This window comes from uncultured Deefgea sp., assembly GCF_947072475.1.
Classification (GTDB): Bacteria; Pseudomonadota; Gammaproteobacteria; order Burkholderiales; family Chitinibacteraceae; genus Deefgea.
The window spans coordinates 40,628-64,414 of the sequence record NZ_CAMTIA010000014.1; the positions used below are offsets into that span (position 1 = coordinate 40,628).

At 50.5% G+C, this 23,787-nt stretch carries 19 protein-coding genes; 7 read left to right on the plus strand and 12 right to left on the minus strand.

Annotation, left to right across the window (positions count from 1 at the left end; translation table 11 throughout):
• Nucleotides 1-128 precede the first annotated feature (128 nt).
• Nucleotides 129-1,523, plus strand: a complete 1,395-nt coding sequence (locus tag Q0V82_RS06885; protein ID WP_297573998.1) for an MFS transporter — start codon at nucleotides 129-131, stop codon at nucleotides 1,521-1,523.
• 58 nt (nucleotides 1,524-1,581) lie between these two features.
• Nucleotides 1,582-2,103, plus strand: a complete 522-nt coding sequence (gene ssb / locus Q0V82_RS06890; protein WP_297574000.1) for a single-stranded DNA-binding protein — start codon at nucleotides 1,582-1,584, stop codon at nucleotides 2,101-2,103.
• A 190-nt stretch (nucleotides 2,104-2,293) separates the two neighbouring features.
• Here the strand turns inward: ssb and Q0V82_RS06895 are convergent, their stop codons facing one another.
• Nucleotides 2,294-4,501 carry an OsmC domain/YcaO domain-containing protein gene (locus tag Q0V82_RS06895; protein WP_297574002.1) on the minus strand — a complete coding sequence of 736 codons (2,208 nt, stop codon included), beginning with the start codon at nucleotides 4,499-4,501 and terminating at the stop codon, nucleotides 2,294-2,296.
• A gap of 389 nt (nucleotides 4,502-4,890) precedes the next feature.
• On the opposite strand from Q0V82_RS06895, the gene Q0V82_RS06900 reads away from it, so the two are divergent.
• Both Q0V82_RS06900 and hmpA read left to right on the plus strand, forming a co-directional pair.
• A complete protein-coding gene (locus Q0V82_RS06900) occupies nucleotides 4,891-5,940 on the plus strand; it encodes a diguanylate cyclase (protein ID WP_297574004.1) in 1,050 nt (349 codons plus the stop codon).
• 125 nt (nucleotides 5,941-6,065) lie between these two features.
• Nucleotides 6,066-7,262 (plus strand): NO-inducible flavohemoprotein, encoded by a 1,197-nt coding sequence (gene hmpA / locus Q0V82_RS06905; protein ID WP_297574007.1) that lies wholly within the window; start codon nucleotides 6,066-6,068, stop codon nucleotides 7,260-7,262.
• Between the two features lie 195 nt (nucleotides 7,263-7,457).
• Here hmpA and Q0V82_RS06910 read toward each other — a convergent pair whose 3' ends face one another.
• Complete coding sequence (locus Q0V82_RS06910; protein ID WP_297574010.1) at nucleotides 7,458-9,230, minus strand: sigma-54-dependent Fis family transcriptional regulator; 1,773 nt, start codon at nucleotides 9,228-9,230, stop codon at nucleotides 7,458-7,460.
• A 388-nt stretch (nucleotides 9,231-9,618) separates the two neighbouring features.
• On the opposite strand from Q0V82_RS06910, the gene adh reads away from it, so the two are divergent.
• Nucleotides 9,619-11,139: an aldehyde dehydrogenase gene (gene adh, locus Q0V82_RS06915; protein WP_297574013.1), complete on the plus strand. Its 1,521-nt coding sequence runs from the start codon at nucleotides 9,619-9,621 to the stop codon at nucleotides 11,137-11,139.
• Nucleotides 11,140-11,205: 66 nt separating this feature from the next.
• The gene (locus Q0V82_RS06920) at nucleotides 11,206-11,604 is read left to right on the plus strand and encodes a DUF779 domain-containing protein (protein ID WP_297574016.1); all 399 of its coding nucleotides are present in this window, start codon (nucleotides 11,206-11,208) and stop codon (nucleotides 11,602-11,604) included.
• A gap of 74 nt (nucleotides 11,605-11,678) precedes the next feature.
• Here the strand turns inward: Q0V82_RS06920 and Q0V82_RS06925 are convergent, their stop codons facing one another.
• From Q0V82_RS06925 to hdeA, 9 genes are all read right to left on the minus strand, one after another.
• Nucleotides 11,679-13,133 carry an NAD-dependent succinate-semialdehyde dehydrogenase gene (locus Q0V82_RS06925; RefSeq protein WP_297574019.1) on the minus strand — a complete coding sequence of 485 codons (1,455 nt, stop codon included), beginning with the start codon at nucleotides 13,131-13,133 and terminating at the stop codon, nucleotides 11,679-11,681.
• Nucleotides 13,120-14,406: a 4-aminobutyrate--2-oxoglutarate transaminase gene (gabT, locus tag Q0V82_RS06930; protein WP_297574021.1), complete on the minus strand. Its 1,287-nt coding sequence runs from the start codon at nucleotides 14,404-14,406 to the stop codon at nucleotides 13,120-13,122. The genes Q0V82_RS06925 and gabT overlap by 14 nt, the downstream gene beginning before the upstream one ends.
• A gap of 134 nt (nucleotides 14,407-14,540) precedes the next feature.
• Nucleotides 14,541-15,965: a gamma-aminobutyraldehyde dehydrogenase gene (locus Q0V82_RS06935; RefSeq protein ID WP_297574024.1), complete on the minus strand. Its 1,425-nt coding sequence runs from the start codon at nucleotides 15,963-15,965 to the stop codon at nucleotides 14,541-14,543.
• A gap of 41 nt (nucleotides 15,966-16,006) precedes the next feature.
• On the minus strand, nucleotides 16,007-16,834 hold the full coding sequence (locus tag Q0V82_RS06940; protein ID WP_297574027.1) for an ABC transporter permease: 828 nt from the start codon (nucleotides 16,832-16,834) through the stop codon (nucleotides 16,007-16,009).
• Complete coding sequence (locus tag Q0V82_RS06945) at nucleotides 16,824-17,765, minus strand: ABC transporter permease (protein WP_297574029.1); 942 nt, start codon at nucleotides 17,763-17,765, stop codon at nucleotides 16,824-16,826. The genes Q0V82_RS06940 and Q0V82_RS06945 overlap by 11 nt, the downstream gene beginning before the upstream one ends.
• Nucleotides 17,762-18,769 carry an ABC transporter ATP-binding protein gene (locus Q0V82_RS06950; protein WP_297574032.1) on the minus strand — a complete coding sequence of 336 codons (1,008 nt, stop codon included), beginning with the start codon at nucleotides 18,767-18,769 and terminating at the stop codon, nucleotides 17,762-17,764. Before Q0V82_RS06950 ends, Q0V82_RS06945 begins: the two co-directional genes overlap by 4 nt.
• 125 nt (nucleotides 18,770-18,894) lie before the next feature.
• The gene (locus Q0V82_RS06955) at nucleotides 18,895-20,106 is read right to left on the minus strand and encodes an ABC transporter substrate-binding protein (RefSeq protein ID WP_297574034.1); all 1,212 of its coding nucleotides are present in this window, start codon (nucleotides 20,104-20,106) and stop codon (nucleotides 18,895-18,897) included.
• 513 nt (nucleotides 20,107-20,619) lie between these two features.
• The gene (locus tag Q0V82_RS06960; protein WP_297574037.1) at nucleotides 20,620-21,558 is read right to left on the minus strand and encodes a LysR family transcriptional regulator; all 939 of its coding nucleotides are present in this window, start codon (nucleotides 21,556-21,558) and stop codon (nucleotides 20,620-20,622) included.
• Between the two features lie 225 nt (nucleotides 21,559-21,783).
• Nucleotides 21,784-22,116: an acid-activated periplasmic chaperone HdeA gene (hdeA, locus tag Q0V82_RS06965; RefSeq protein ID WP_297574040.1), complete on the minus strand. Its 333-nt coding sequence runs from the start codon at nucleotides 22,114-22,116 to the stop codon at nucleotides 21,784-21,786.
• Between the two features lie 546 nt (nucleotides 22,117-22,662).
• Here hdeA and phnF point away from each other — a divergent pair.
• Nucleotides 22,663-23,373 carry a phosphonate metabolism transcriptional regulator PhnF gene (gene phnF, locus Q0V82_RS06970; RefSeq protein ID WP_297574043.1) on the plus strand — a complete coding sequence of 237 codons (711 nt, stop codon included), beginning with the start codon at nucleotides 22,663-22,665 and terminating at the stop codon, nucleotides 23,371-23,373.
• Here phnF and Q0V82_RS06975 read toward each other — a convergent pair.
• Entirely contained in the window at nucleotides 23,370-23,714 is a 345-nt protein-coding gene (locus Q0V82_RS06975) for a hypothetical protein (RefSeq protein ID WP_297574046.1), read from the minus strand. The genes phnF and Q0V82_RS06975 overlap by 4 nt on opposite strands.
• Nucleotides 23,715-23,787: the final 73 nt, after the last annotated feature.

The window sequence follows — 23,787 nt, forward strand, 5'->3', positions numbered from 1 at the left end:
TACCCTTCGAATGTAGCTGGGGTTGATTGGGGGGTGCTGCAGGTATTCTTAATCAATCGCAAAGCAAACACTGCCATCCTGAGGCTGAGCTGTTAAAATCCATCCTCCTTTTGTTGATGTGGCTGCTGATGTCTGCTTCTCCTACTATGTCGGCGTTAGAATTACGCGCCGCAAGCAGCCTCGCTGGGCTGTACGCGCTTCGCATGCTGGGCATGTTTTTGATTTTGCCAGTGTTTGCGGTTTACGCTGGGCATTTGCCTGGCGGTCAAAATCACACCATGGTCGGCTTAGCCTTTGGCGCTTATGGCTTAACGCAAGCCTTGCTGCAATTGCCATTTGGCATGTGGTCGGATCGCGTTGGCCGAAAAAAAGTCATTTATATCGGCTTGGCGCTGTTTGCCATTGGCTCGATTATGTGTGCTATGGCCGATCATATTGCGTGGTTGATTGTCGGGCGTGCAGTGCAGGGCGCAGGGGCGATTTCGGCGGCAGTGACCGCACTATTGGCAGACTTAACCCGCGAAGAGCATCGCACCAAAGCCATGGCGATGATTGGCGCTTCGATTGCGTCAACCTTTGCTATTTCTCTGGTGGCCGCACCCAAACTCGCCGAATGGATCGGTTTGCCGGGGATTTTTTTACTCACCGCAGGTCTTACGATTGCCGCTTTGATCGGCGTGTGGAAAGTGGTGCCTAATCCCGCCGTATCGCGTTTTCATTCCGATGCCGAAGCCAACGCCAGCCGCTTGCCGCAAGTGTTAAAAGACCCGCAGTTACTGCGCTTAAATTACGGCGTTTTTGCGCTGCACGCTTCGCAAATGGCCATGTTTACCGTGATGCCTTTGTTGCTCAATCAAATTGGTGGCATCGACGTGGCTCATCATTGGTGGGTGTATTTGCCGGTCGTGTTGGTCGGTTTTGTGTTGATGGTGCCGGCGATTATTTATGGTGAGAAAAAAAATCACCTCAAAGAAGTGTTTTTATTTGCCATCGCGCTGATGTTTGCCGCGCAGCTGGGCATGACTTTATGGATGCCGAGCTTAACGTGGATTGTGGTGTGGTTGGGGGTGTATTTTATTGCCTTCAATATTTTAGAAGCCACTCAACCGTCGTTGATTTCTAAAATCGCCCCCACCGCAGCCAAGGGCACCGCGATGGGCGTTTACAATACCTGCCAAGCGGCGAGTATGTTTATGGGATCGGCTTTAGCGGGGTATTTATACCAAGAATATCAAAGCCCAATGCCGGTGTTTGCGCTGTGTGCATTACTGATGGCGATCTGGCTTTTAGTCTCTTGGGGAATGCAAGCGCCGCTGCCGGTCAAAACCAAAATGTTCCACATTGGTGAGCAATGGTCAGGCGATGTAGGGCGACTGTCTGCTAAACTAGGCGCCATTGACGGTGTAAAAGAAGCCGTGGTTTTGATCGACGAGCGCGTCGCCCTGCTCAAAGTGATGCAAGCGGGCTATGACGAAGCTGAAGTGGATCGACTCATTGCTGAAACCAATATCGCTACGACATAAATTGTGCGGTGCTAGGCACCGTAAACATTGAATTGATTTAAAAAACTGGAGCAAATAAATGGCCTCATTAAATAAAGTATTATTAATTGGTAATTTGGGTAAAGACCCAGAAACGCGCTTTATGCCTAATGGCAATGCAGTATGTAATTTTTCGATTGCCACCACTGAGAGCTGGAAAGACAAGCAATCTGGCCAAAAACAAGAAAAAACCGAATGGCACAACATCAGTATGTATGGCCGCTTGGCTGAAATTGCTGGGCAATACTTAAAAAAAGGCAGCAGCGTGTATATCGAAGGTCGTTTGCAAACTCGCAAATGGCAAGATAAGCAAACCGGTGCTGATCGCTACACCACTGAAATTATCGCTGATGAAATGAAAATGCTCGGCGGGCGTGGTGATACCGGCGGTAATGCTGGCGGTGGCTACAACCAGCAAGGCGGTGGTGATGATTTCAACCAAGAATACAGCGCCCCAGCCCAACAGCAACAGCAACAACAAGCCCCACGCCAAGCACCACCACAAGCTGCGGCAAAACCCGCGCGTAATTTTGACGACTTTGAAGACGATATCCCGTTCTGAGCCGAGTCGGTTTAGCGAGTCGTTAATTTAGCTGTAAAAAAACCCTCAATTGTTTTGAGGGTTTTTTTATGGCCTATCGATAGGTATCGGCAAAATTCTGCGCCAGCCATCCGGCGTTTGTGTATGTATATGGCTGTAATATTTATAAATAAAAGTTTACAGCCATATACCTATCAACAATGCCTAAAGCTTAATTGTTCGACATCCCCGCTGCGGTTGCGCGTGCGGCATGCAGTTTTTGGTAGCTATCGATGATGCGCTGGTGACGATCAAGTCCTTCTAGTTGCATGCTGGTTGGGGTCAGGCCATAAAAGCGGATGGTATCGTTGATTGAGCCGATCACCGCGTCCATGCGCTCATTGCCAAACATGCGGCGGAAGTTAACCTCATAGTCGGCCAGTTCCATTTCATCATCCATCTCAACTTCAAGCACCACATTCATTGCTTGATAAAACAATACGCGATCAAGCGTGTTGTCGTTGTATTGCAAGAAAGCACCGACTAGCTCATGCGCTTCAGGATATTGATGCAAGGCCAGATGAATCAATAGTTTGAGTTCGAGTACGGTGAGTTGACCCCAAACGGTGTTTTCATCAAAGGCAATGCCAATTAAGTCGGTGATGGTGGAGTAATCACCCAGCTCGTTGTCTTCTAAACGATCGAGCAGGGCCACCAGACGAACATCGCTTAAGCGGTGCAAGTTCAAAATATCTTCGCGGAACAATAGCGCTTTATTGGTGTTGTCCCAGACCAAGTCGTCGATCGGGTAAATTTCCGAATAGCCAGGTACCACAATGCGGCAGGCGATGGCACCGAGTTGATCGTACACCGCCATATAGGCTTCTTTGCCCATGTCGGCCAAAATGCCAAACAGGGTGGCCGCTTCGTCGGCATTGGCGTTGTCGCCTTGGCTGGCGAAATCCCACTCAACAAATTCGTACTGTGCTTTGGCACTGAAAAAGCGCCACGACACAATGCCGCTCGAATCAATAAAATGCTCAACAAAGTTATTGGGTTCTGTGAGTGCTTGGCTTTCAAAGGTTGGGCGGGGTAGATCGTTCATGCCTTCAAAACTACGGCCTTGCAGCAACTCGGTTAGGCTGCGCTCTAAGGCGACTTCTAAGCTCGGGTGCGCGCCGAATGAGGCAAATACGCCGCCAGTGCGTGGGTTCATTAGCGTGACGCACATCACCGGATATACACCGCCAAGCGATGCGTCTTTTACGATGACCGGGAAGCCTTGCTCTTCTAAGCCTTGAATGCCCGCTAAAATGCTCGGGTATTTCTCTAGCACGGCTTGCGGTACATCCGGCAGCGTGATTTCGCCCTCGAGAATTTCGCGTTTCACTGCGCGCTCAAAGATTTCTGATAGACATTGCACTTGGGCTTCGGCCAAGGTATTGCCGGCGCTCATGCCGTTACTCACAAACAGGTTTTCGAGCAAATTGCTCGGGAAATACACCGTTTCGCCGTCTGACTGACGCACAAACGGTAAGCAGCAGATGCCGCGCGCCGCATTGCCCGAATTGGTATCAATCAAATGCGAGCCGAGTAGCTCGTCATCGGGGTTGAAAATTGGCAGGCAATAGTCATCGAGGATTTCAGTTGGTAGCGCATTATTGGGCCCCGGCTGAAACCAGCGCTCGCTCGGGTGATGCACAAACTGCGCATTGGCGATGTCATTGCCAAAGAAATGCCCCGCGTAGAAAAAATTGCAGTTGAGTCGCTCGATAAATTCGCCCAAGGCCGATGCCAATGCGCTTTCTTTGCTTGCGCCTTTGCCATTGGTAAAACACATTGGTGAGTGCGCGTCGCGAATATGTAGCGACCAAACATTGGGGATGATATTGCGCCACGAAGCGATTTCAATCTTCATGCCCAAATTGGCCAATAGGCCAGACATATTGGCGATGGTTTGCTCGAGCGGTAGATCTTTACCAACGATATAGGTGGCGGCGTCCGCATCGGGATTTAATGTCAACAAAGCTTGCGCATCGGCGTCGAGATTATCGACTTCTTCAATGATAAATTCAGGCCCCGCTTGCACGACTTTTTTGACCGTGCAGCGCTCAATCGAGCGCAAAATGCCTTGTCGATCTTTGTCTGAGATTTCTTTAGGTAATTCCACCTGAATTTTGAATATTTGCTGATAGCGGTTTTCTGGATCAACAATATTGTTTTGCGATAGACGAATATGCTCGGTCGAAATACCGCGCGTATCGCAATACAACTTCACAAAATACGCCGCGCACAACGCCGATGAGGCCAAAAAATAGTCGAACGGCCCCGGTGCCGAGCCGTCGCCCTTGTAGCGGATCGGCTGATCGGCCACCACCGTGAAATCATCGAACTTGGCTTCAAGACGAAGCTTGTCGAGAAAATTGACCTTAATTTCCATGGCAGAATTCCTTAAATAGCGCGCATATTGAGTTAGCGCGCATTATCCGGATTTTTGCCGTTGTAGTCCTGCGCTTTGCAGTAATACCGCCAACGGGCTACTGATCTCAAGTGCGTTGCGGTTCATTTTGCTGTTGATCAATGATGGCAGATTGCTCTATTTTTTTGCCACTGAGCTTGGCGTAACGTTAGTCGTGTTTGTTTTGTTTATAAGTAAGCTATAGTATCGTTCTGTGTAATAATTTATGATTGAATGTGTGATCTTTATTTTAGCAATGCAGTATTTTTTGATTTAGCGCTGTGCATTGCAAAATTCACTGGCGTCTTTTTTTTGGGCAGGCGTTGACCGAGTTATCATTCTTTATCAATTAATTTAGTTTTGGAGTAAGCATGTTACCGGCCCCCATCCCGAGCAATGAAGACGAAAGAATGGCCTCATTGCGTAAGATGTTATTGCTGTCTACGCCCGACGAAGAGGTATTCGATCGCGTCGTTCGCATGACCAAGCGGGTGTTTAATGTGCCGATTGTTTTGGTGTCGCTCATTGATGAAAACCGGCAGTGGTTTAAATCCTGCATGGGTTTACCGGTGAGAGAGACTGGGCGGGACATTTCTTTTTGTGGCCATGCCATTCTGGGCGATGATTTATTTGTGATTGCCGATGCGCGCCAAGATATTCGTTTTGCCGATAATCCGCTGGTGCTGGATGCGCCTTACGTTATTTTTTATGCCGGTCGACCACTCAAAAATGCCGATGGGCATAATGTTGGCACTTTATGCATTATTGATCACGTGCCTCGTGTACTTTCGGATGAAGAACGCAATTGTTTGCATGATTTGGGTAGCTGGGTAGAGCAGGTATTTTTAACCCGAGAATTAAGCGAATCGCAGCAAATGATGTTTGCTGAATTGTGCGAAGTGAGGCGCGCTTCTTTGCTCGATCCTTTACTCAATATTTGGCATCGCGGCGCCATTATGGATGTACTTAAGCGCGAAATGGCGCGCGCTGGGCGTAGCCATATGCCTTTAGCTTTGATGATGGTGGATGTGGATTATTTTAAGCAAGTCAATGATCAGTATGGTCATCCGGTTGGCGATCAGTTATTGATTGAATTTGTGCGGATGATTAAGTTTTGTTTACGCTCTTATGATCATTTAGGTCGCTATGGCGGCGATGAATTTATTATTGTGTTGCCGGATATTCAACATGCGCATGCGGTTGAAAAAGCCAATGCGATTTTGCTGGCCATTCAAAACACACCATTATTAATCAATCAGCAAACCATTACGATGTCCGCGAGTATTGGCGTGGCCACCATGCCGGCTGAGACGCCATGCAGTGCCTGTGATTTGATTCAGCGGGCAGATGACGCTTTATTGCGGGCCAAAAAGCAGGGGCGAGGACGAGTTGAAGTCGCGCCAGCAGTCGCGAATCCCTAAAGCATAAATCCTTACATTAGTATTGCGATGAATGGTCGCGGCAAAATACCGCAATGCCGTGTCTTTTCTTATAGCCATAAATATGTATAATTAATACATCTTTATGAACTGATGTAGGAATAACCATGCTTAATTTGACTGATCGTGACTTAGTTCGCGCCACTGCGCCGATTCTTAAACAGCATGGTGTGGCGCTCACCACGCATTTTTATGCACGAATGTTTCAGCATAATCCAGAACTCAAACAGATTTTTAACGAAGGCAATCAGCAGTCTGGTGCGCAGCAACAAGCGCTGGCGATGGCGGTTGCGGCGTATGCAGAACACATTGATAACCCCAGCGTATTAGCGCCAGTATTAACGCGCATTGCCAATAAACACATCAGCTTGGGCATCCGCCCCGAGCATTACCCGATTGTCGGCCATCATTTATTGGCGTCGATTCGAGAAGTGCTGGGTGCTGCCGCGACGGATGAATTGATTGCTGCTTGGGCCGCAGCTTATGGCCAACTGGCCGATGTATTGATTGCCGAAGAAGCGCAATTGTATGCTGCTGCCGCATTCAAAAGCGGCGGCTGGACCGGCTGGCGTGGTTTTGTGGTGGCGAAAAAAGCAGTCGAAAGCAGCGAAATTACATCGTTTTATTTACGCCCGGCCGATGGCGGCGCGGTGCCAGATTATCTGCCTGGGCAATATATTTCGGTGCGGATGTTTGTGCCTGAATGGCAGTTGATGCAGCCACGGCAGTACAGTTTGTCAGATGCGCCGGGACAAGATTATTTGCGAATTTCAGTTAAGCGTGAGCAAAACCAGCAAATCATCGGCCAAGTTTCAAACCTATTGCATAGCACGATTGAAGTGGGCGACGTGATTGATGTAGCACCACCGGCTGGCGATTTTGTCTTGCATACCGATCGCAGTAGTCCCGTGGTGTTGATCAGTGGTGGCGTTGGGATTACCCCGATGATGGCGATGCTGCAGCATTTGCATGCCACAGGCACTGAGCGCCAAGTGAGCTCAATTCACGCTTGCCGCAATCCTGAGGTGCATGCTTTTAAACAGCAGGTGCAGCAATTGACTGCAGCCAAGCCCAATTTTGCCGCGACGATTTTTTATGATCAAGCCGATCCCGCAGCCAGCCATCACCTTGGCCCGATTGATTTGGCCAAGCTAGCTGATCGGGTGATTTTGCCGGATGCGGATTATTATTTGTGTGGCCCTTTGGCGTTTATGCAGGCACACATTAAATCATTACACGCACTGGGCGTGAGTGGTGAGCGAATTCATGCCGAAGCATTTGGCACGGGTGGCGTGAGCGTTTAATTGGCGCAGCGCTAAAACCGTATTTTCCCAGCGTATGGTGTAAAGCGCTATGCGCTGCGGATTTTGTGGGTATATTAATGGGGGCTATATTTTGTATGTTCTACATGAATATACCCTTTAAAATCAGCAAAAAATCTAAACGACTGTGATGCCATGCTGAGGTGGCTGGATCAGTCGTGTCGTTATTAATTTCAATTATTTATTCCGGTAAACCGTATTACGTGAAATACCCAGAGCGCGCGCAGTGGCAGAGATGTTGCCGTGATGCGCAGCGAGCGCAGTTTGAATCGCTTGTGTTGAGAGCGTGTGTAAATGGCTTGCTTGCTCAGGATTGACGGTCGTTGCGTCGATAAACTCATCAGGAAAATGCGCAATATCCAGTTGCTTTTCATCGCCCGCCAAGGCCGCAGCCGTGCGTAATACCATATATAACTGCCTAAAATTGCCCGGCCAATCGTAGTTCAAACACCGCGCCAGCGCCGCTGGTGACAATTGTTTTTGGCCTAAATTATGCAAGATTTTGCCAATGACAACCGCTAAATCGCTGCGTTCGCGCACTGGTGGTAGTTTCACCGTGAGCCCTTGAATTCGATAATACAAGTCTTCGCGAAACCAGCCTTGCGCCACTTGCGCGGCTAAATCACGGTGGGTGGCACAAATGAGCGCCATATCAATCGCAATTGAGCGATCGCTGCCCAGCGGCGTGATTTCTCTTTCTTGTAATACCCGCAGTAAGCGCGCCTGCAAAGCCAAGGGCATATCGCCAATTTCATCCAAAAATAAAGTCCCACCCTGCGCTTGAATGATTTTGCCATGGTTGCCACTGCGTTTAGCTCCGGTAAATGCGCCCTCTGCGTAGCCAAATAATTCAGATTCAATCAGCGATTCTGGAATCGACGCGCAATTGATTGCGACAAAGTTTTTGCTGGCTTGCGGCGAATCTTTATGAATCGCTTGCGCTAGAAGCTCTTTGCCGCTGCCGGTTTCGCCGGTAATTAAAATCGGAATTTCATGGCCTAATACTTTACTCACGCGCTCAATAATGCGGGCCACTTGGGCGTCGCCGGTATTGAGGTAATTTAAATGCGAAAACCGCTTGCTTTGCTGCGTTTTCGGCGCGCTAGCAAAGCGGGCGATGGCCGCAATACGCATGCCATTGTGCAAAGTCAGCGTCAGCTGCGCTGGGCTAAAGCGGCAGGCGCTAAAGATGTCGTTGATCGATTGATGGCGCGTATCAAAACAGTGAGCAAATGACGTTGCTGCCGCAGCACCGAGCTGAAACAGCGCGCTTTGATTGGCCGCTAAGCATTGCCCATCGAGATCAAACACCAAAATGCCTTCTATCGCAGTTGCAATTAATTCAGCTCGACTATGAAAGCTGATATAGAGGGCGTCATGAAAGGCATGATCGAGGATTTTATTTTCTAATTCTTGTGCCGACATTTTGATTAACGACAGCGTTGACGCATGGTAACTACGGTAATCACCCGTTACATCAATCACGCCAAGCAGGCTGGAATCGGGGCTAAAAATCGGTACGCTGGCGCAAGTGAGGCCTTGATTGGCGCGTAAAAAATGTTGTTCGGCATGCACGGTGATGGCGTGTTGCTCGGCCAAAGCCGTGCCAATGGCATTGGTGCCCTGATATTGCTCGCTCCAGATGGCACCGGGCTTGAGGGCAACCTTGTGGTTTTTGGCTAAAAATTGATCGTCACCTAAGGCATGCAGCACCAGCCCATTGGCGTCAGTGAGCACAATCGTGCTGTGACTTTTGGCGATTTGTTGATACAGCGTGCTCAGTACTGGCAGCGCTTGTAGATAAAACCCGCGCTGCTCGTCTTGCTGCGCTTGCAGTTGCTTGGCCGATAAAATGACATAGTCAGCTTGCTGCACGGCATCGAGACCATATTGCGCTGAGCGTTGATGCGCTGCCAATAATTGCGTCGATTGCAATTGAAATTGATCCACAACCGCTCCTTATCCAGTGAGTTGGTTTTGCCAGCCGAGGGCTGATTTTTATTGTGTGCCTGCGTGCGGTAAAAAGGCAAATTGAGCCTTAATCACACTATGCCAACGGTTGTTCATCGGTGTTCAACTGTTCAGTGTCAGTGTTCAAAATTGACACACTTACGCTATTGTGTTCAATCCTGGGTTTGAAATATATCTAATAAAATCAAGGCTTAATCTGGTTTTTAAAACTAGGCATGGCTTTTGCAAATAGCTTGAGTAGCAAACAGAGTTCGCCCCAAAAAACCAAGTCAAACGCGTGTTACAGCGTGGATTGAGTAATAGGACGATGATTGTTGCCGCCAAGTTGAAGTGTCATTTTTTGATTAAATCTAAGGAGTGAACGCAAATGAACCATGCTGAAATGAAGTTTTTGAATATTGCATTTCCCTATCGTCAGCAGTATGGCAATTTTATTAATGGCACATGGCAAGCGCCGCTCGATGGTGAATATTTTGACAATATCACGCCGATTACCGGACAAGTTTTTTGCCAAGTGGCGCGATCGAAAGCGGCCGATGTGGAGTTGGCGCTGGATGCAGCGCATGCCGCCAAAGGAGCATGGGGCCGCACCAGCGCAGCGGAGCGCGCACGGATTTTGAATCAAATTGCCGATCGGATGGAAGCCAATTTAGAAATGCTGGCCGTTGCCGAAACCATCGACAATGGCAAACCGATCCGTGAAACACGCGCGGCCGATATCCCGCTGGCGATTGATCATTTTCGTTATTTTGCTGGCGCCATTCGCGCGCAAGAAGGCGGTATTTCAGAAATTGATCATGATACGGTGGCGTATCATTTTCATGAGCCGCTGGGCGTTGTCGGGCAGATTATTCCGTGGAATTTCCCGATTTTAATGGCCACTTGGAAGCTCGCTCCCGCATTAGCTGCCGGCAATTGTGTGGTGTTAAAACCTGCCGAGCAAACGCCAGCTTCGATCTTGGTGTTGGCGGAGTTGATTGCTGATTTATTACCACCGGGCGTACTCAATATCGTCAATGGCTACGGTCTAGAGGCAGGTAAACCGCTAGCCAGTAGCAAACGCATTGCCAAAATTGCCTTTACTGGAGAAACCACCACCGGGCGTTTGATTATGCAATACGCCGGTCAAAACTTGATTCCGGCGACGCTCGAATTAGGCGGTAAAAGCCCAAATATTTTCTTTGCCAGTGTGATGCAAGCCGATGACGCATATTTTGATAAAGCACTCGAAGGCTTTGCAATGTTTGCACTCAACCAAGGCGAGGTGTGTACCTGTCCATCGCGCGCATTGATTCAAGAGTCGATTTACGAGCAATTTATGGAGCGAGCGGTGCAGCGGGTGAAAGCCATTCGCCAAGGTCATCCACTCGATGGCAATACCATGATTGGCGCCCAAGCATCGCAAGAGCAGTTTGAAAAAATCTTGTCGTATTTAGATTTAGGCAAACAAGAAGGCGCCAAATGCTTAACCGGCGGTGAGGCTACACGGCTTGATGGCGAGTTGGGCCAAGGGTTTTACATTCAACCAACGATTTTTGTTGGTCATAACAAAATGCGCATTTTCCAAGAAGAAATTTTTGGCCCAGTGGTCTCGGTCACCACCTTTAAAACTGAAGCCGAAGCGCTAGAAATCGCCAACGACACCTTATACGGTTTGGGTGCTGGTGTTTGGAGCCGAGATATCAATCAGGCGTATCGCTTTGGCCGTGAGATTCAAGCGGGCCGAGTTTGGACCAATTGCTATCACGCGTATCCGGCGCACGCGGCTTTTGGTGGTTATAAGCAATCGGGGATAGGTCGAGAAAATCACAAAATGATGCTCGATCATTATCAACAAACTAAAAACTTACTCGTGAGCTATTCCAATCAAGCGCTGGGCTTTTTCTAAAATCCGCTGGGCGATGCGATTTGCTGTTTGCTGTTTGCGGATCGCGGATCGCCCAGGAGAATGTCAATGACGAATATAGATCTGGTGGTACCGCGAGTGATCGCTACCGATGCCGCATTGCAGTTAATTGATTCGTTAGCACTGCGCTATGGTGCTTTGCTGTTTCATCAATCGGGTGGCTGCTGTGATGGCAGCGCGCCGATGTGTTTCTCGCGCACGGAGTTTCACGTTGGCGCTGGCGATGTATATCTGGGCGATATTGGCGGTGCGCCGTTTTATATGAGTGCCTCACAGTTTGAATACTGGCAACACACGCAATTAAACATCGATGTGGTGGCTGGGATGGGTGGGATGTTTTCTTTAGAAAGTGGCACCGGCCGCCGATTTTTAACGCGCTCGCGATTGTTTACCGATGAGGAATGGCAATGGCTTGCCGCGCATCCAGTGACATTTGCTGCGGGTTGACTCAAAGAAAAAACCATCAGGGCTTGCTTGCGCTGATGGTTTTTTTTGGGTCAATTTAAGCGGTTTGGATCGATTTACAGCCCCGCAATACACAGATACTTTAATTCAACATAATCATCGAGACCAAAGCGCGAGCCTTCTCGGCCTAGACCGGATTGCTTGATGCCGCCAAATGGGCCGACTTCATTCGAGATTAGGCCGGTATTGATGCCCACCATGCCGGACTCAAGCGCTTCGGCTACGCGGAAAATTCGGCCGATATCGCGGCTATAAAAATACGCCGCTAGGCCAAATTCGGTGTCATTGGCCAAATCAATCGCTTCGCGCTCGTTGTAAAAACGAAATAGCGGCGCCACTGGGCCAAAGGTTTCCTCGTGGGCGATTTTCATTGCGGTGGTGACATGGCTGAGCAAAGTAGGCTGGAAAAAACGGCCACCTAAAGTATCCAGACCGCCGCCGAGCAAAAGCTCTGCGCCATGCTCGAGTGCATCGCTCAGGTGCTCTTGGACTTTGGCGATGGCTTTATCGTCAATCAAAGGACCAAGTATCACCTCTGAATCCATGCCATTGCCGACTTTGAGGGCTTGCATCGCGATACGCAGCTTATGGCTAAATTCGTCATACACCGCGTCATGCACCAAAATCCGGTTGGCGCACACGCAGGTTTGTCCGGCATTTCTAAATTTGGCAATCATAGCGCCAGCCACGGCGGCATCCAGATCGGCATCTTCAAACACAATAAATGGCGCATTGCCGCCCAGCTCTAAAGACACTTTTTTAATGGTAGCGGCGCATTGCGCCATTAAGGCTTTGCCAACGGCGGTACTGCCAGTGAAGCTGAGTTTGCGCACAATTGGATTACGCGTGAGCTCGCCACCGATTTCGCTGGCCTTGCCGGTGATGACATTAAAAACTCCGGCCGGAATGCCGGCGCGTAATGAGAGCTCGGCCATGGCCAAAGCAGTCAGTGGCGTTTGGCTGGCGGGTTTAACCACCATGCTGCAGCCTGCAGCCAGCGCAGGCCCGGCTTTACGCGCAATCATTGCCGCTGGGAAATTCCACGGCGTAATCGCTGCCGTCACACCAATGGCTTGGCGGATGACCAAAATGCGTTTATCCGCTTGCGGATGCTGCAATACATGACCATCAAGCCGTTTGGCTTCTTCGGCAAACCATTCAATAAAGCTGGCGGCATAAGCGATTTCACCTTTGGCTTCGGCCAAGGGTTTGCCTTGCTCGGCGGTCATGATTTTGGCGAGATCAGTTTGATGCTGCATGAGTAAATCAAACCAGCGGCGCAAGATAATCGATCGCTCTTTGCCTGACCGCGCGCGCCATTCGATTTGCGCCGCTTGTGCAGCAAAAATGGCGCGTTGCGTCTCGGCAACGCCCATGCAAGGCACTAAGGCGACTGGCGAATTATCCGCCGGATTATTCACCGCTAGCGTTGCGCCATCGTCGGCCGATTGCCAAAGCCCGTCGATCAGTGCGTGTTCGCGCAGTAGGGTTGGATCATCAAGTTGCAGCATCGGTATTCCCCTTTAGTGCCGCCTCTAAAATATCCAGCGCTTCAGCAAAGACCGTGTCTTCGATGGTCAGTGGAAATAAAAAGCGGATTACATTGGCGTAAGTACCACAGCTTAGCAGAATTAAACCCTGAGCCAAGGCGTGCGCTTGAATGGCCTTGGTTTTGGCGACGTCGGGCTCACCCGTAGCGGGGTCAATCAATTCAATGGCCACCATCGCGCCCAAGCCACGGATTTGGGCGATCTGCGGCACGGCGCTGGCGATGGTTTGCAAGCGCGCTTTGAGTCGATCACCGAGTTGATTAGCGCGTTGATTGAGTTGCTCGGCGTCGATCACATCCAAGACCGCGTGTGCGGCGGCAATGGCCAGTGGGTTGCCAGCATACGTGCCACCCAGGCCGCCCGGATTCGGTGCGTCCATGATTTCGGCGCGGCCACACACGGCGGATAATGGATAGCCGCCGGCTAATGATTTAGCCAGCGTCATTAAATCGGGCAATACATCGTAGTGCTGCATCGCAAACCATTGCCCAGTGCGAGCAAAGCCGGTTTGGATTTCATCGGCAATCAGCAAAATACCGTGTTGATCGCACAATTGCCGCAGCGCGCGTAGCCATTCTGGCGGCGCAATATAAAAGCCGCCTTCGCCTTGCACCGGTTCAAAAATAATCGCCGCCACGCGCTGCGGATCGACATCGGCTTTAAATAGCTCATTGAGTCTTTGCAGTGATTGCTCGGTGCTCACGCCGTGTAAATCTTGCGGAAAAGGCGCGTGATACACCTCGCCGGGGAAGGGGCCAAAGCCGACTTTATACGGCGCCACTTTACCGGTGAGCGCCATGCCCATCATCGTTCGGCCGTGAAAGCCGCCAGTAAAAGCAATCACCGCGCTGCGGCCGGTGGCGGCACGCGCGATTTTGATCGCGTTTTCGACGGCTTCGGCACCGCTAGAAAAAAAAGCGGTTTTTTTGGCATGCGTCCCCGGTGTTAAAGCATTAATGCGTTCCGCTAAAGCAATATACGATTCATACGGCACAACTTGATAACAGCTATGGGTAAAGGCGGCGAGTTGCTTTTGCACTGCGGCGCTGACAGTGGGGTGGCAGTGTCCGGTATTAAGCACCGCAATACCGCCGGCAAAATCAATAAAACGGCGACCTTCCACATCCCACAGCTCGGCATTGAGTGCGCGTTCAATAAAAAATGGCGCCATCACGCCCACGCCGCGCGGTGTGGCCGCAGCTTGGCGTTGGCGCAGGGTTTGGTTGTTACTCATCGCGATCTCCTTGATTCTTACCTATAGGTATTGCTTTGTTGGCTATATAAAATAAGACTTAGATTGATATACCTGATGGATGTATTTTGATGCTGAGCGCACGATTCATATCGCGCACCGCCATGCCGTTTGGTTCACAGCTTCACCATCACATGACGCACACAGCTGTAGTCTTCCAGCGCATACATCGACAAGTCTTTGCCATAGCCCGATCGTTTCATGCCGCCGTGCGGCATTTCACTCACCAACATAAAGTGCGTATTGACCCAAGTGCAGCCGTATTGCAGCTTGGCGGCAAATTGCATGGCATGGCTCACATCGCGCGTCCAGACCGAGCTGGCCAAGCCATAATCGGAATCATTGGCCCATGCTAGCGCTTGTTCTGGCTCGGTAAAGCGGGTGATCGACACCACTGGGCCAAAGACTTCGCGGCGAACGATTTCATCGTTTTGCAAAGCGCCAGCAATGACGGTCGGCTGGTAAAAAAAACCGCGCCCTTCAACGGCTCGCCCGCCTGCGGTGACTTCAATATGCGGCAATTGCGCGGCGCGTTCGACAAAACTCGCGACGCGGCTGCGTTGTCGCTCAGAAATCAACGGCCCCATTTCAACGCCGTCTAAATGTTGCTCGCCATATTTGATGCTAGCGACTGCGCTGGAGAGCTCGGCGACGAGTTTGTCGTAGATTTTGGCACCGGCATAAATGCGGCACGCTGCGGTGCAGTCTTGGCCGGCGTTGTAATAGCCAAAATTGCGAATCGCTGCGACCACGGCGTCTAAATCAGCGTCGTCAAAAACAATCACTGGCGCTTTGCCGCCCAATTCCAGATGGGTGCGCTTCACCGTTTTGGCGGCCGCTTCTAAAAACCGCCCACCGGTTGAGACGTCGCCAGTTAATGAAATCATGCGCACTGCCGGGTGGTTAATCAGTGGACTGCCAACACTATCGCCGCGCCCAGTAATCACGTTGACTACGCCAGGCGGCAAGATTTCCGCGATCAGTGTCGCCAATTTAAGCGTGGTCAGCGGGGTTTGCTCTGATGGCTTGATCACCACCGTATTGCCAGCGGCAATCGCTGGCGCGATTTTCCACGCGGCCATCATCAGTGGGTAATTCCACGGCGCGATACTGGCGACTACACCTAAGGGATCGCGCCGAATCATGCTGGTAAATCCGGGTAAATATTCGCCGGCTAATGCGCCGTGTTGATTGCGAATCGCACCAGCAAAAAAGCGAAACACATCGGCGACCGCCGGGATTTCATCATTGAGCGCCGCCAAATAGGGCTTGCCACAGTTGAGCGACTCTAAGCGAGCAAATTCACTGGCCGTCGCCTCAATGCGATCGGCCAATCGCAGTAACAGCATGCTGCGATCTTTAGGCACCATCAGCGCCCAATGGGGAAAGGCGGCATTGGCGGCCGAAACGGCGGCTTGGATTTGCTCTAAAGACGCCTCGGCAATGCGCTCGATGACTTCGCCGGTGGCGGGATTGAGAATCTCTTCAACAGCACCTTCGCCAAGCTGAAACTGTCCATTGATGAGTAATTGTTTATTCATCGCGCTATCTCCTGTGGGGCGGGTCGTGGTTGCTGGTCGCATTATTTACTGGCACCGGCGGTGTCTTCAGTGCCTTGGGTTAATCGCCAAGCCAATAAAATCGGCAGGGTGGTGAGCAACATAATGCCCAGTGCCACAACATTGGTCACCGGCACATCGCGCGGGCGGCCTAGCTGATTGAGTAGCCAAATCGGTAAGGTTTGTTGTTGGCCTGCGGTAAAGGTGGTGACGATAATTTCGTCAAAGCTCAAAGCAAAAGCCAGCACTGCACCTGCGAGTAAGGAGGTTGCGAGTTGTGGCAGTAAGACGTAGCGAAAGGTTTGCCAGCCATCGGCACCTAAATCCATCGACGCTTCGATTAAGCTATACGCGCTACGGCGTAGGCGAGCGACGACATTGTTGTAAATCACCACTACGCAAAACGTAGCGTGGCCGATGGCGATAGTCCAAAAGCCGGTTTCGATATCGGCCAAACGAAATGCCGAAAGCAGCGCAATCCCCGTCACAATGCCGGGCAGCGCAATCGGCAAAATCAGCACCAGCGTAATTGCTTCTTTGCCAAAGAAATTACGGCGGTATAGCGCTGCAGCCGCCATCGTGCCTAGCACTAAGGCCGATACAGTCGCGATGAGTGCAATTTTTATGGATAGCCAAACTGCCTCGAGTAAATCGCTGCGCTCGCTAGCGGCAATAAACCAGCGAAAAGTAAATCCTTGCAAGGGAAAGCTAAACGCCGATTCTTCGGTATTAAACGCATACAGTGCGACCATGATGATCGGAAAATGCAAAAAGAAAATACCGCCGATAGCCAGTGTCGTTAACCACCACGGCGCACGAGGGGCATTGGCATCTGTGGGATTAAAGCGCATCAAAAGCTCCTAAGCGGCGGGCGATGGTGAGGTAGAGGGCAATAATCAACACCGGAACGACGGTAAACGCGGCGGCGAGCGGGATATTGCCGATCGAGCCTTGCATCGTATACACCATGGTGCCGATGTATAAACCCGATGGGCCAATCAATTGTGGAATGATGTAATCGCCCAGCGTGAGGCTAAACGTGAAAATCGAACCGGCGACAACGCCGGGAAACGCCAGCGGCAAAATCACCGTGGAAAACGTTTGCCGTGGTGTCGCGCCTAAATCGGCGCTGGCTTGGATTAAATTGGCTGGAATGCGCTCGATTGACGCTTGAATCGGCAAAATCATAAAAGGCAGCCAGATATAGGTGAATACGGTGAAACGCCCTAAATTGGACGTCGACAAAGAGTTGCCACCGATGCTGGGCAGCGCCAATAGCGCATCGATGACGCTGCTTAAACCCAGCTGGTTATAAAACCAGTACACCACGCCGCCCTTGGCCAAAATCACTGTCCACGCATAGGCTTTAACGATATAGCTCGCCCACATCGGCAGCATCACCGCCACATACATCGCGCCTTTTTGCCAGCCCTTGGCATAGCGCGCCATATAGTAGGCAATCGGAAACCCCAAAATGGCCGACGCTAAGGTCACCGCACACGCCATTACAAAAGTACGCAGTACCACATCGTAATTGGCGGCATCAAACAGCGCTTGGTAGTTGGCCAAGGTCAATTGCTGCGTGACGGCCATCGTGAAGTCATCAAAGGTATAAAAACTTTGCCATAACAAGGCCAGCAAAGAGCCTAAATAGACAATGCCAAACCAAGCCAAGGGCGGCAAAAGCAGCACCAGCAATAAGAGCTTGGGTTGACGCCAAAATAAATCAGACAGCCTGCGTAGTGGCATCCATTGGTTTGGGAATTGAGTTGGGCTGCTCATGATGCGGTCTCGTTGAGTAAGACCATGCTGTGCTTGGGCCAATGCACGGTGAGCGCGCTGCCAATTGCTGGAATAACGGCGCTATCGTTCGCCAGCGTGACCCAAACGCGCTCGCCGCTACTGACTTGCAAGGCCAAACGGCTGCTGGCACCCAGGTAATGAATATCAGCCACTTGGCCATTGATTTGCGGCTCGCTGGTGCTGGCGCCGAGGCGAATTTGTTCTGGGCGCACCGCAAATGCTTGCGCAGCGCCAGTGATTTGTTCGGCCAGTGCGCCGCGAATCACATTGGCTGTGCCGACAAAATCAGCGACAAACACTGTTTTGGGTTGGGAGTACAGCATTTTTGGCGTATCAATTTGCTCGATTTTGCCTTGATTAAAAACCGCTACCCGATCGGACATCGACAAGGCTTCACCTTGATCGTGGGTGACATAAATAAACGTAATTCCCAGTTGTTTTTGTAACGCTTTGAGCTCCGATTGCATTTGCTCGCGTAATTTTAAGTCGAGCGCGCCCAATGGTTCGTCGAGCAATAACACCCGGGGTTGATTGACTAAGGCGCGGGCGAGCGCCACACGCTGGCGTTGTCCGCCTGACATTTGACCGGGTTTTCTCGCGCCAAATCCGCCAAGCGCCACCATGTCTAAAGCGGCTTCCGCTTGTCGATAGCGCTCCGCTTGGCCAATGCCTTTGACCTTGAGCCCATACGCGACGTTATCGAGGATATTCATATGCGGAAACAGCGCATAGTCTTGAAACACGGTGTTGACGTCACGCCGATAGGGCGGCAAACCTTGCGCGCTCACGCCGTGAATGAAGATGGCTCCGGCACTGGCTTGCTCAAAGCCGGCAATCAGTCGTAAACACGTGGTTTTGCCTGAGCCAGATGGCCCGAGCATCGAGAAAAACTCGCCATCCATGATTTGTACGCTGACCTCATCGACCGCGCGCACGCCGCCAAAATGACGACTCACTTGCTGAAATTCGACGGCAATGTGCATATTTTGTCCTTGCGGATGGCGCAGCCCGATTCGCCGCCGCGTGTATCTAGCGGCGAATGGTTTCACCATCAATTGAAAAAACCTGCGAGGCGCTCGGCTTGTAGAACAAGCCGAGTCATAGCGCGCTAACGACCACCCATAATGGCGATGTAGTCTTTAGTCCAGCGGCTATAAGGGACGCATTGCGTTTGGCTGCGGCATTGCGCTTGGGGTGTTTTCCAAAAAGCGATTTGCCCAAAACGCTCAAAGCCATTGCTTTTACAAAAATCACTGCCGCCGGGGGCTTTTTCGGCACAGGCTTTGCTCACGACGGGGTTAGAGCCAAACCATTCGGCCAAGCCCGATTGCAGTTTTGGATTGAGTGAATGCGCCATCCATTTGTAAGCACAGCTGATGTTTTTCGCTTCGCTATGCAGCATGGTGGTATCGGCCCAGCCGGTGGCGCCTTCTTTGGGAATCACCGCCGCGATCGGGAATTTTTCGCCTTGCAGCGCATTGATTTGGTAGCCCCAAGCGCTACTGGCGGCAATGCCTTCGTTTTTAAAATCATTCATTTGCACGGTGACATCGTGCCAATAGCGATGGCTAAGCTGCTTTTGTGCGCGCAGTAATTTGAGCACTTCTTGGTATTGCTTTTCATTCAGTTCGTACGGATCTTTAATGCCTAAAGCTGGATTTTTTTTCATTAAATACAGCGCCGCATCGGCAATATAGATGGCGCCGTCGTAGGCTTGAATCCGGCCTTTATTGCTTTTGCCATCGGGTAGTTTTTGTTCTTCAAACACCACCGACCAGCTGTCTGGCGCTTTGCCAGCAAAAATTTTGCTGTTATACGCCAAGAAATTCGCGCCCCATTGATAAGGCACCCCATAGTGTTTGCCATCAACGGTATGCCAAGCGCCATTGCTTAAACGTGGATCGAGCGTATTCCAGTTGGGAATCAGCGCGGGATTGATGGCTTGGACTTTCTTCCCGTAAATCAGTCGCAAACTGGCGTCGCCTGAGGCGGTGACTAAATCGTAACCGCCTTGATTCATTAAGCTGACCATTTCATCGGACGTGGCGGCGGTTTTTACGCTGACTTTACAGCCGGTTTCTTTTTCAAATTGAGTCACCCAATCGTATTTTTTATCCGACTCGCCGCGTTCGATATAGCCGGGCCAAGCAATGATATTGAGCTTGCCTTCGGGTTTACCCAAGCTGCTTGGCGGATTGGCGATGGTGAATGAGCTGGCGACTAAAAGGCTGACTGCAATCGGGCTAAACCGTTTCATGATGGCGCTCCAAGAGGTGGTGTATTGATTGTAGGCAATGGCTGGAGCACGACTAGTTGGCATTGCCAATCGAATCCATCGAAAAAACAGATAGCATGGCAGGCAATGTGTGGACTGCATCGGCGGCAAATGCTCAAACACAGCTTGGTCTGGCTTTTTTGCGTGGTTTATTGTGTGCCAGCTTGGTATTTTGCTTTCGCGAAACTAATCGATTGAAAGTGAATTAGAGCGTTGTGGCTGCGAATTTCAATCAACACGGTTTTAAAAAAATGATGGGTATATGGCTGTAGACTTTTATTTGTAATAGTTAAATTAATATACATCTAAGGTATCTGGGATTGCCCTGATCTCAGAGATTGCATCGCTTTGCTGAAGTGGCTAATGCATGGCTTGGATCGTGCGGAATTTTTGATTTTCAGCTAGCGTGTTGCGCTGCGTAATGGCCGGCATAGTGCGAGGGGGTGGTTATTGCTGTGCCATCGATTTATTAGAACGCACAGCAGCAGGATTCTTTTTTTTGGATTGCAAAGCGCTTCGCCACCGCGGTATATCAGTGAGGAGTCAATGCAACAGAGACTAAGATTTGGCCGGTTCAATCCGCGCGGTGGGCAGTCCACGCGAGCGAGCGAACTCTCGGGCAATCAGTAAGAAATTTTGTGCCGCTTCAGAAAGTGGGCTGCCGCGTCGCCACGCCACGCCGATTTCAAGCACCGGCATGCTTTCTTGAATTGGCCGCACTTCCAGCCGATCACCATCTAATGACCATGGCCGATAGAGCATTTCGGGCAAAATCGATAAACCGGCACCGGTGGCCACCAAGCTACGCACCGCTTCGACCGATTGCGTTCGCATGGCCACGCGTGGCTTTAATCCGGCGGCGCGCCAAAAAGCGGTGGTGTTGTCATCGAGCTCATCGAGTTTGAGCATAATCATCGCTTCATTGGCGATTTCTTTTAAATTAATGCTACCGAGCTCTAACAGCGGGTGATTGCTAGGCAGCCAAATTCGCCATGGCGCAACTTGTAATACTTCTACTTCAAGCGCTAAGCGGTTTTCGATATTGGATGTGAGCACAATGGCGAGATCCAGCTCGCCATTAACCAGCAAATGCTCGAGATAGCCGCGCTCATCTTCAACAATGCGCACTTCGACCTTGGGTAGAGTTCGGCGAAAACGATCGAGTAAATACGATAAAAAATAGCCCGACATTAAGCCCGTTACGCCCAGATTAAGCTGGCCAGTCATCGCATCGGGCCGCGCATTGAGCGCTTGTTGCGCGTTCCGTACCACCGCCAAAATTTCATGCGCATGGCGCAAAAATTGATGCCCAGCATGGGTGAGCACCATGCCGCGCGCATGGCGCTGAAACAGTGGCACGCCCAGATCGGCCTCGAGTGATTTAATCGCTTCGGTAATCACCGATTGAGAAATATTCAGTGTTTGCGTTGCACGGGTGACCGACTCCGCTTCGGCCACTGCAATAAAATACCGAACATTGCGAAACGAAAAACTCATATTGTCCCCAAGCAGCGTGAAGGGTTGGCGCGTTGCAAAAAGCGGTGGCTTTGATGCTGTGAGCATGATGCTATCACAAGCACTTTATACCGCTGGGTTGGCTTAGCAAGTCATGTCAGTAGCGATAAATTTTGTCGTAAATTTGGCCTGTCTTTGGCGCTAGCAATAAAAAAAGCCAGAAAAAATCTGGCTTTTTTGCTGTGCGATTACGATTACATCCCGCGATTACATATCCGCTTTGACCTTGGTCCAGCTGGATTTCACTTTGCTCCAGAACGATGATTTAGGGTCTTTCTTACATTCTTGAATCACCATAGGCACGATTTTTTCAATGCCATCTACATCCATCACTGAATCAACGGGTTTGTTTTTCTTATTAAAGCCTTCAGCAAAATACACCGCTTTAGGCTGATAGCTTTCATCGATAGCGAGAAAGTCTTCGCACATCCATTTAGATACGGGTTTTTTTGCGCTCGCCGTACTGCTGGCAGTGGCAGCAAAAGCGCCTTGTGCGGCAATAGCGATTAATACAGCAGCAGTGAGGGTTAGTTTTTTCATCGCAACATCCTTATTTAAAAAAAAGAAATATTCAGCAACAAAGTTCATCGAAAAGGGCAGACCTTAAACCGGTACTGCCTGCCAACAGACTAGACGATAGGCTGCAATAGCATAGTGAAAAGACGAATTTGGCCAGCTCAACTGCTGGTCGACGGCAAAAAATGCCGAACGCAGTCAATATGAATCGAGAGTCCAGCGCTGCCGTGCTGAATCGATGGCGTGCAATCCGGCGCTAAATGATTGGGCGCTGTTCTTTCGAGCTGAGCGTGTTGATGTAAAAACCACGGTATGGATGTAAATACAGTTCACTTAACGAAAAACCCTGAAAACCTGACGCAGAGGCACAGAGGCGCGGAGGAAATTCAGGGTTTTGCAATTGATTTTCTCTGCGCCTTTGCGTCAAAAGCGACATCAGCAATGAAATCGAGGAAAAAAATGCCGCTCACTTGGTTTAAGTGAACGGCATTAGGGTATGGATGTGTCATTTTTCTTTCGTCTAGACGTCATCTTCGCGCCGTATAATGGCGCAGACTATAGAGGATAACCATGCCAAAGACCCCGCCCAAATGGCAGCAAATCGCCACCTTATTGGCTGAAGACATCGCCCAAAAAATCTTACGCGGCCAATTGCCGGTGGAGCCGATTTTGGCGCAGCGCTTTGCCGTCAACCGGCATACCGTGCGCCGTGCGGTGCAAGCTTTAGAAAGCCAAGGTTTGGTGCGGATCGAGCAAGGGCGCGGCACTTTTGTGCAAGAGGATTTAATTGATTACCAAATGGGGCGGCGCGGGCGCTTTTCGCATAGCTTGGTAGCGCAAAGCTTGAGTGGCGAAAGCCAAATTTTACGCAGTGACGTGATCATTGCCAGCGACGAGGTGTGCCAGCAGCTTGAAATTGCCGCCGGTAGTGAAGTGTTAAAAATCGAAGCGCTGGATTTTGTTGCCGAACAAGTGGTTGGCGTTTGCACTGAATACCTGCCTTTGCCACGCTTTGCGGGTTTTAATACGCTGCTGGCCGAGTACGGCGTGATGAGTGATGCGCTACGCGCCGCCGGTGTGGTGAGTATGAGCAGAAAATCATCCAAAATTACCGCCCGAATTCCACGCCCTGAAGTCGCCGCACAATTAGCGCAACCCAAAAGCCAGCCAGTGCTGTATGTCGAGAGCGTTTATCAAGACGATCACGGTCAAGTGATTGAATACGGCATCACGCGTTTTGCTGCCAATGCGATTCAATTGCTGATTACGCCAGAAATCTAGCGCGGCATTTTCATCGACCAATACGCCAAAGCCCAGACGCCATACATGGCAATAAAATAAGCGTTGATCAGCTTAATAATAAGCAGCAAATTGCCCGCTAAATTCTCGCTTGGCCAACTGGCGGTGACGGTATTTACCCCCATTAAAATCAGCACCGACAGCGCCAATTGCCATAAAAACAGCCAGCGATAGGCCATGCCCTTGGCGTTGCGATAAGTAAACCTAACTGGATCGGCGCGCTGGATTTCAACATATGCAGGAATGATCAAATACCAAAACAGCTGGCGAATAATCGGTTGATCCCAGTGGGTGACAATGGTTTTGGCGGTAGCAAGATTCATGATGGCAAATATAAAAGGCAGACTATCAGTGTGCCACAGCCCTAGCCGCAACGCTTGCTTTGGCGCAAGCAGA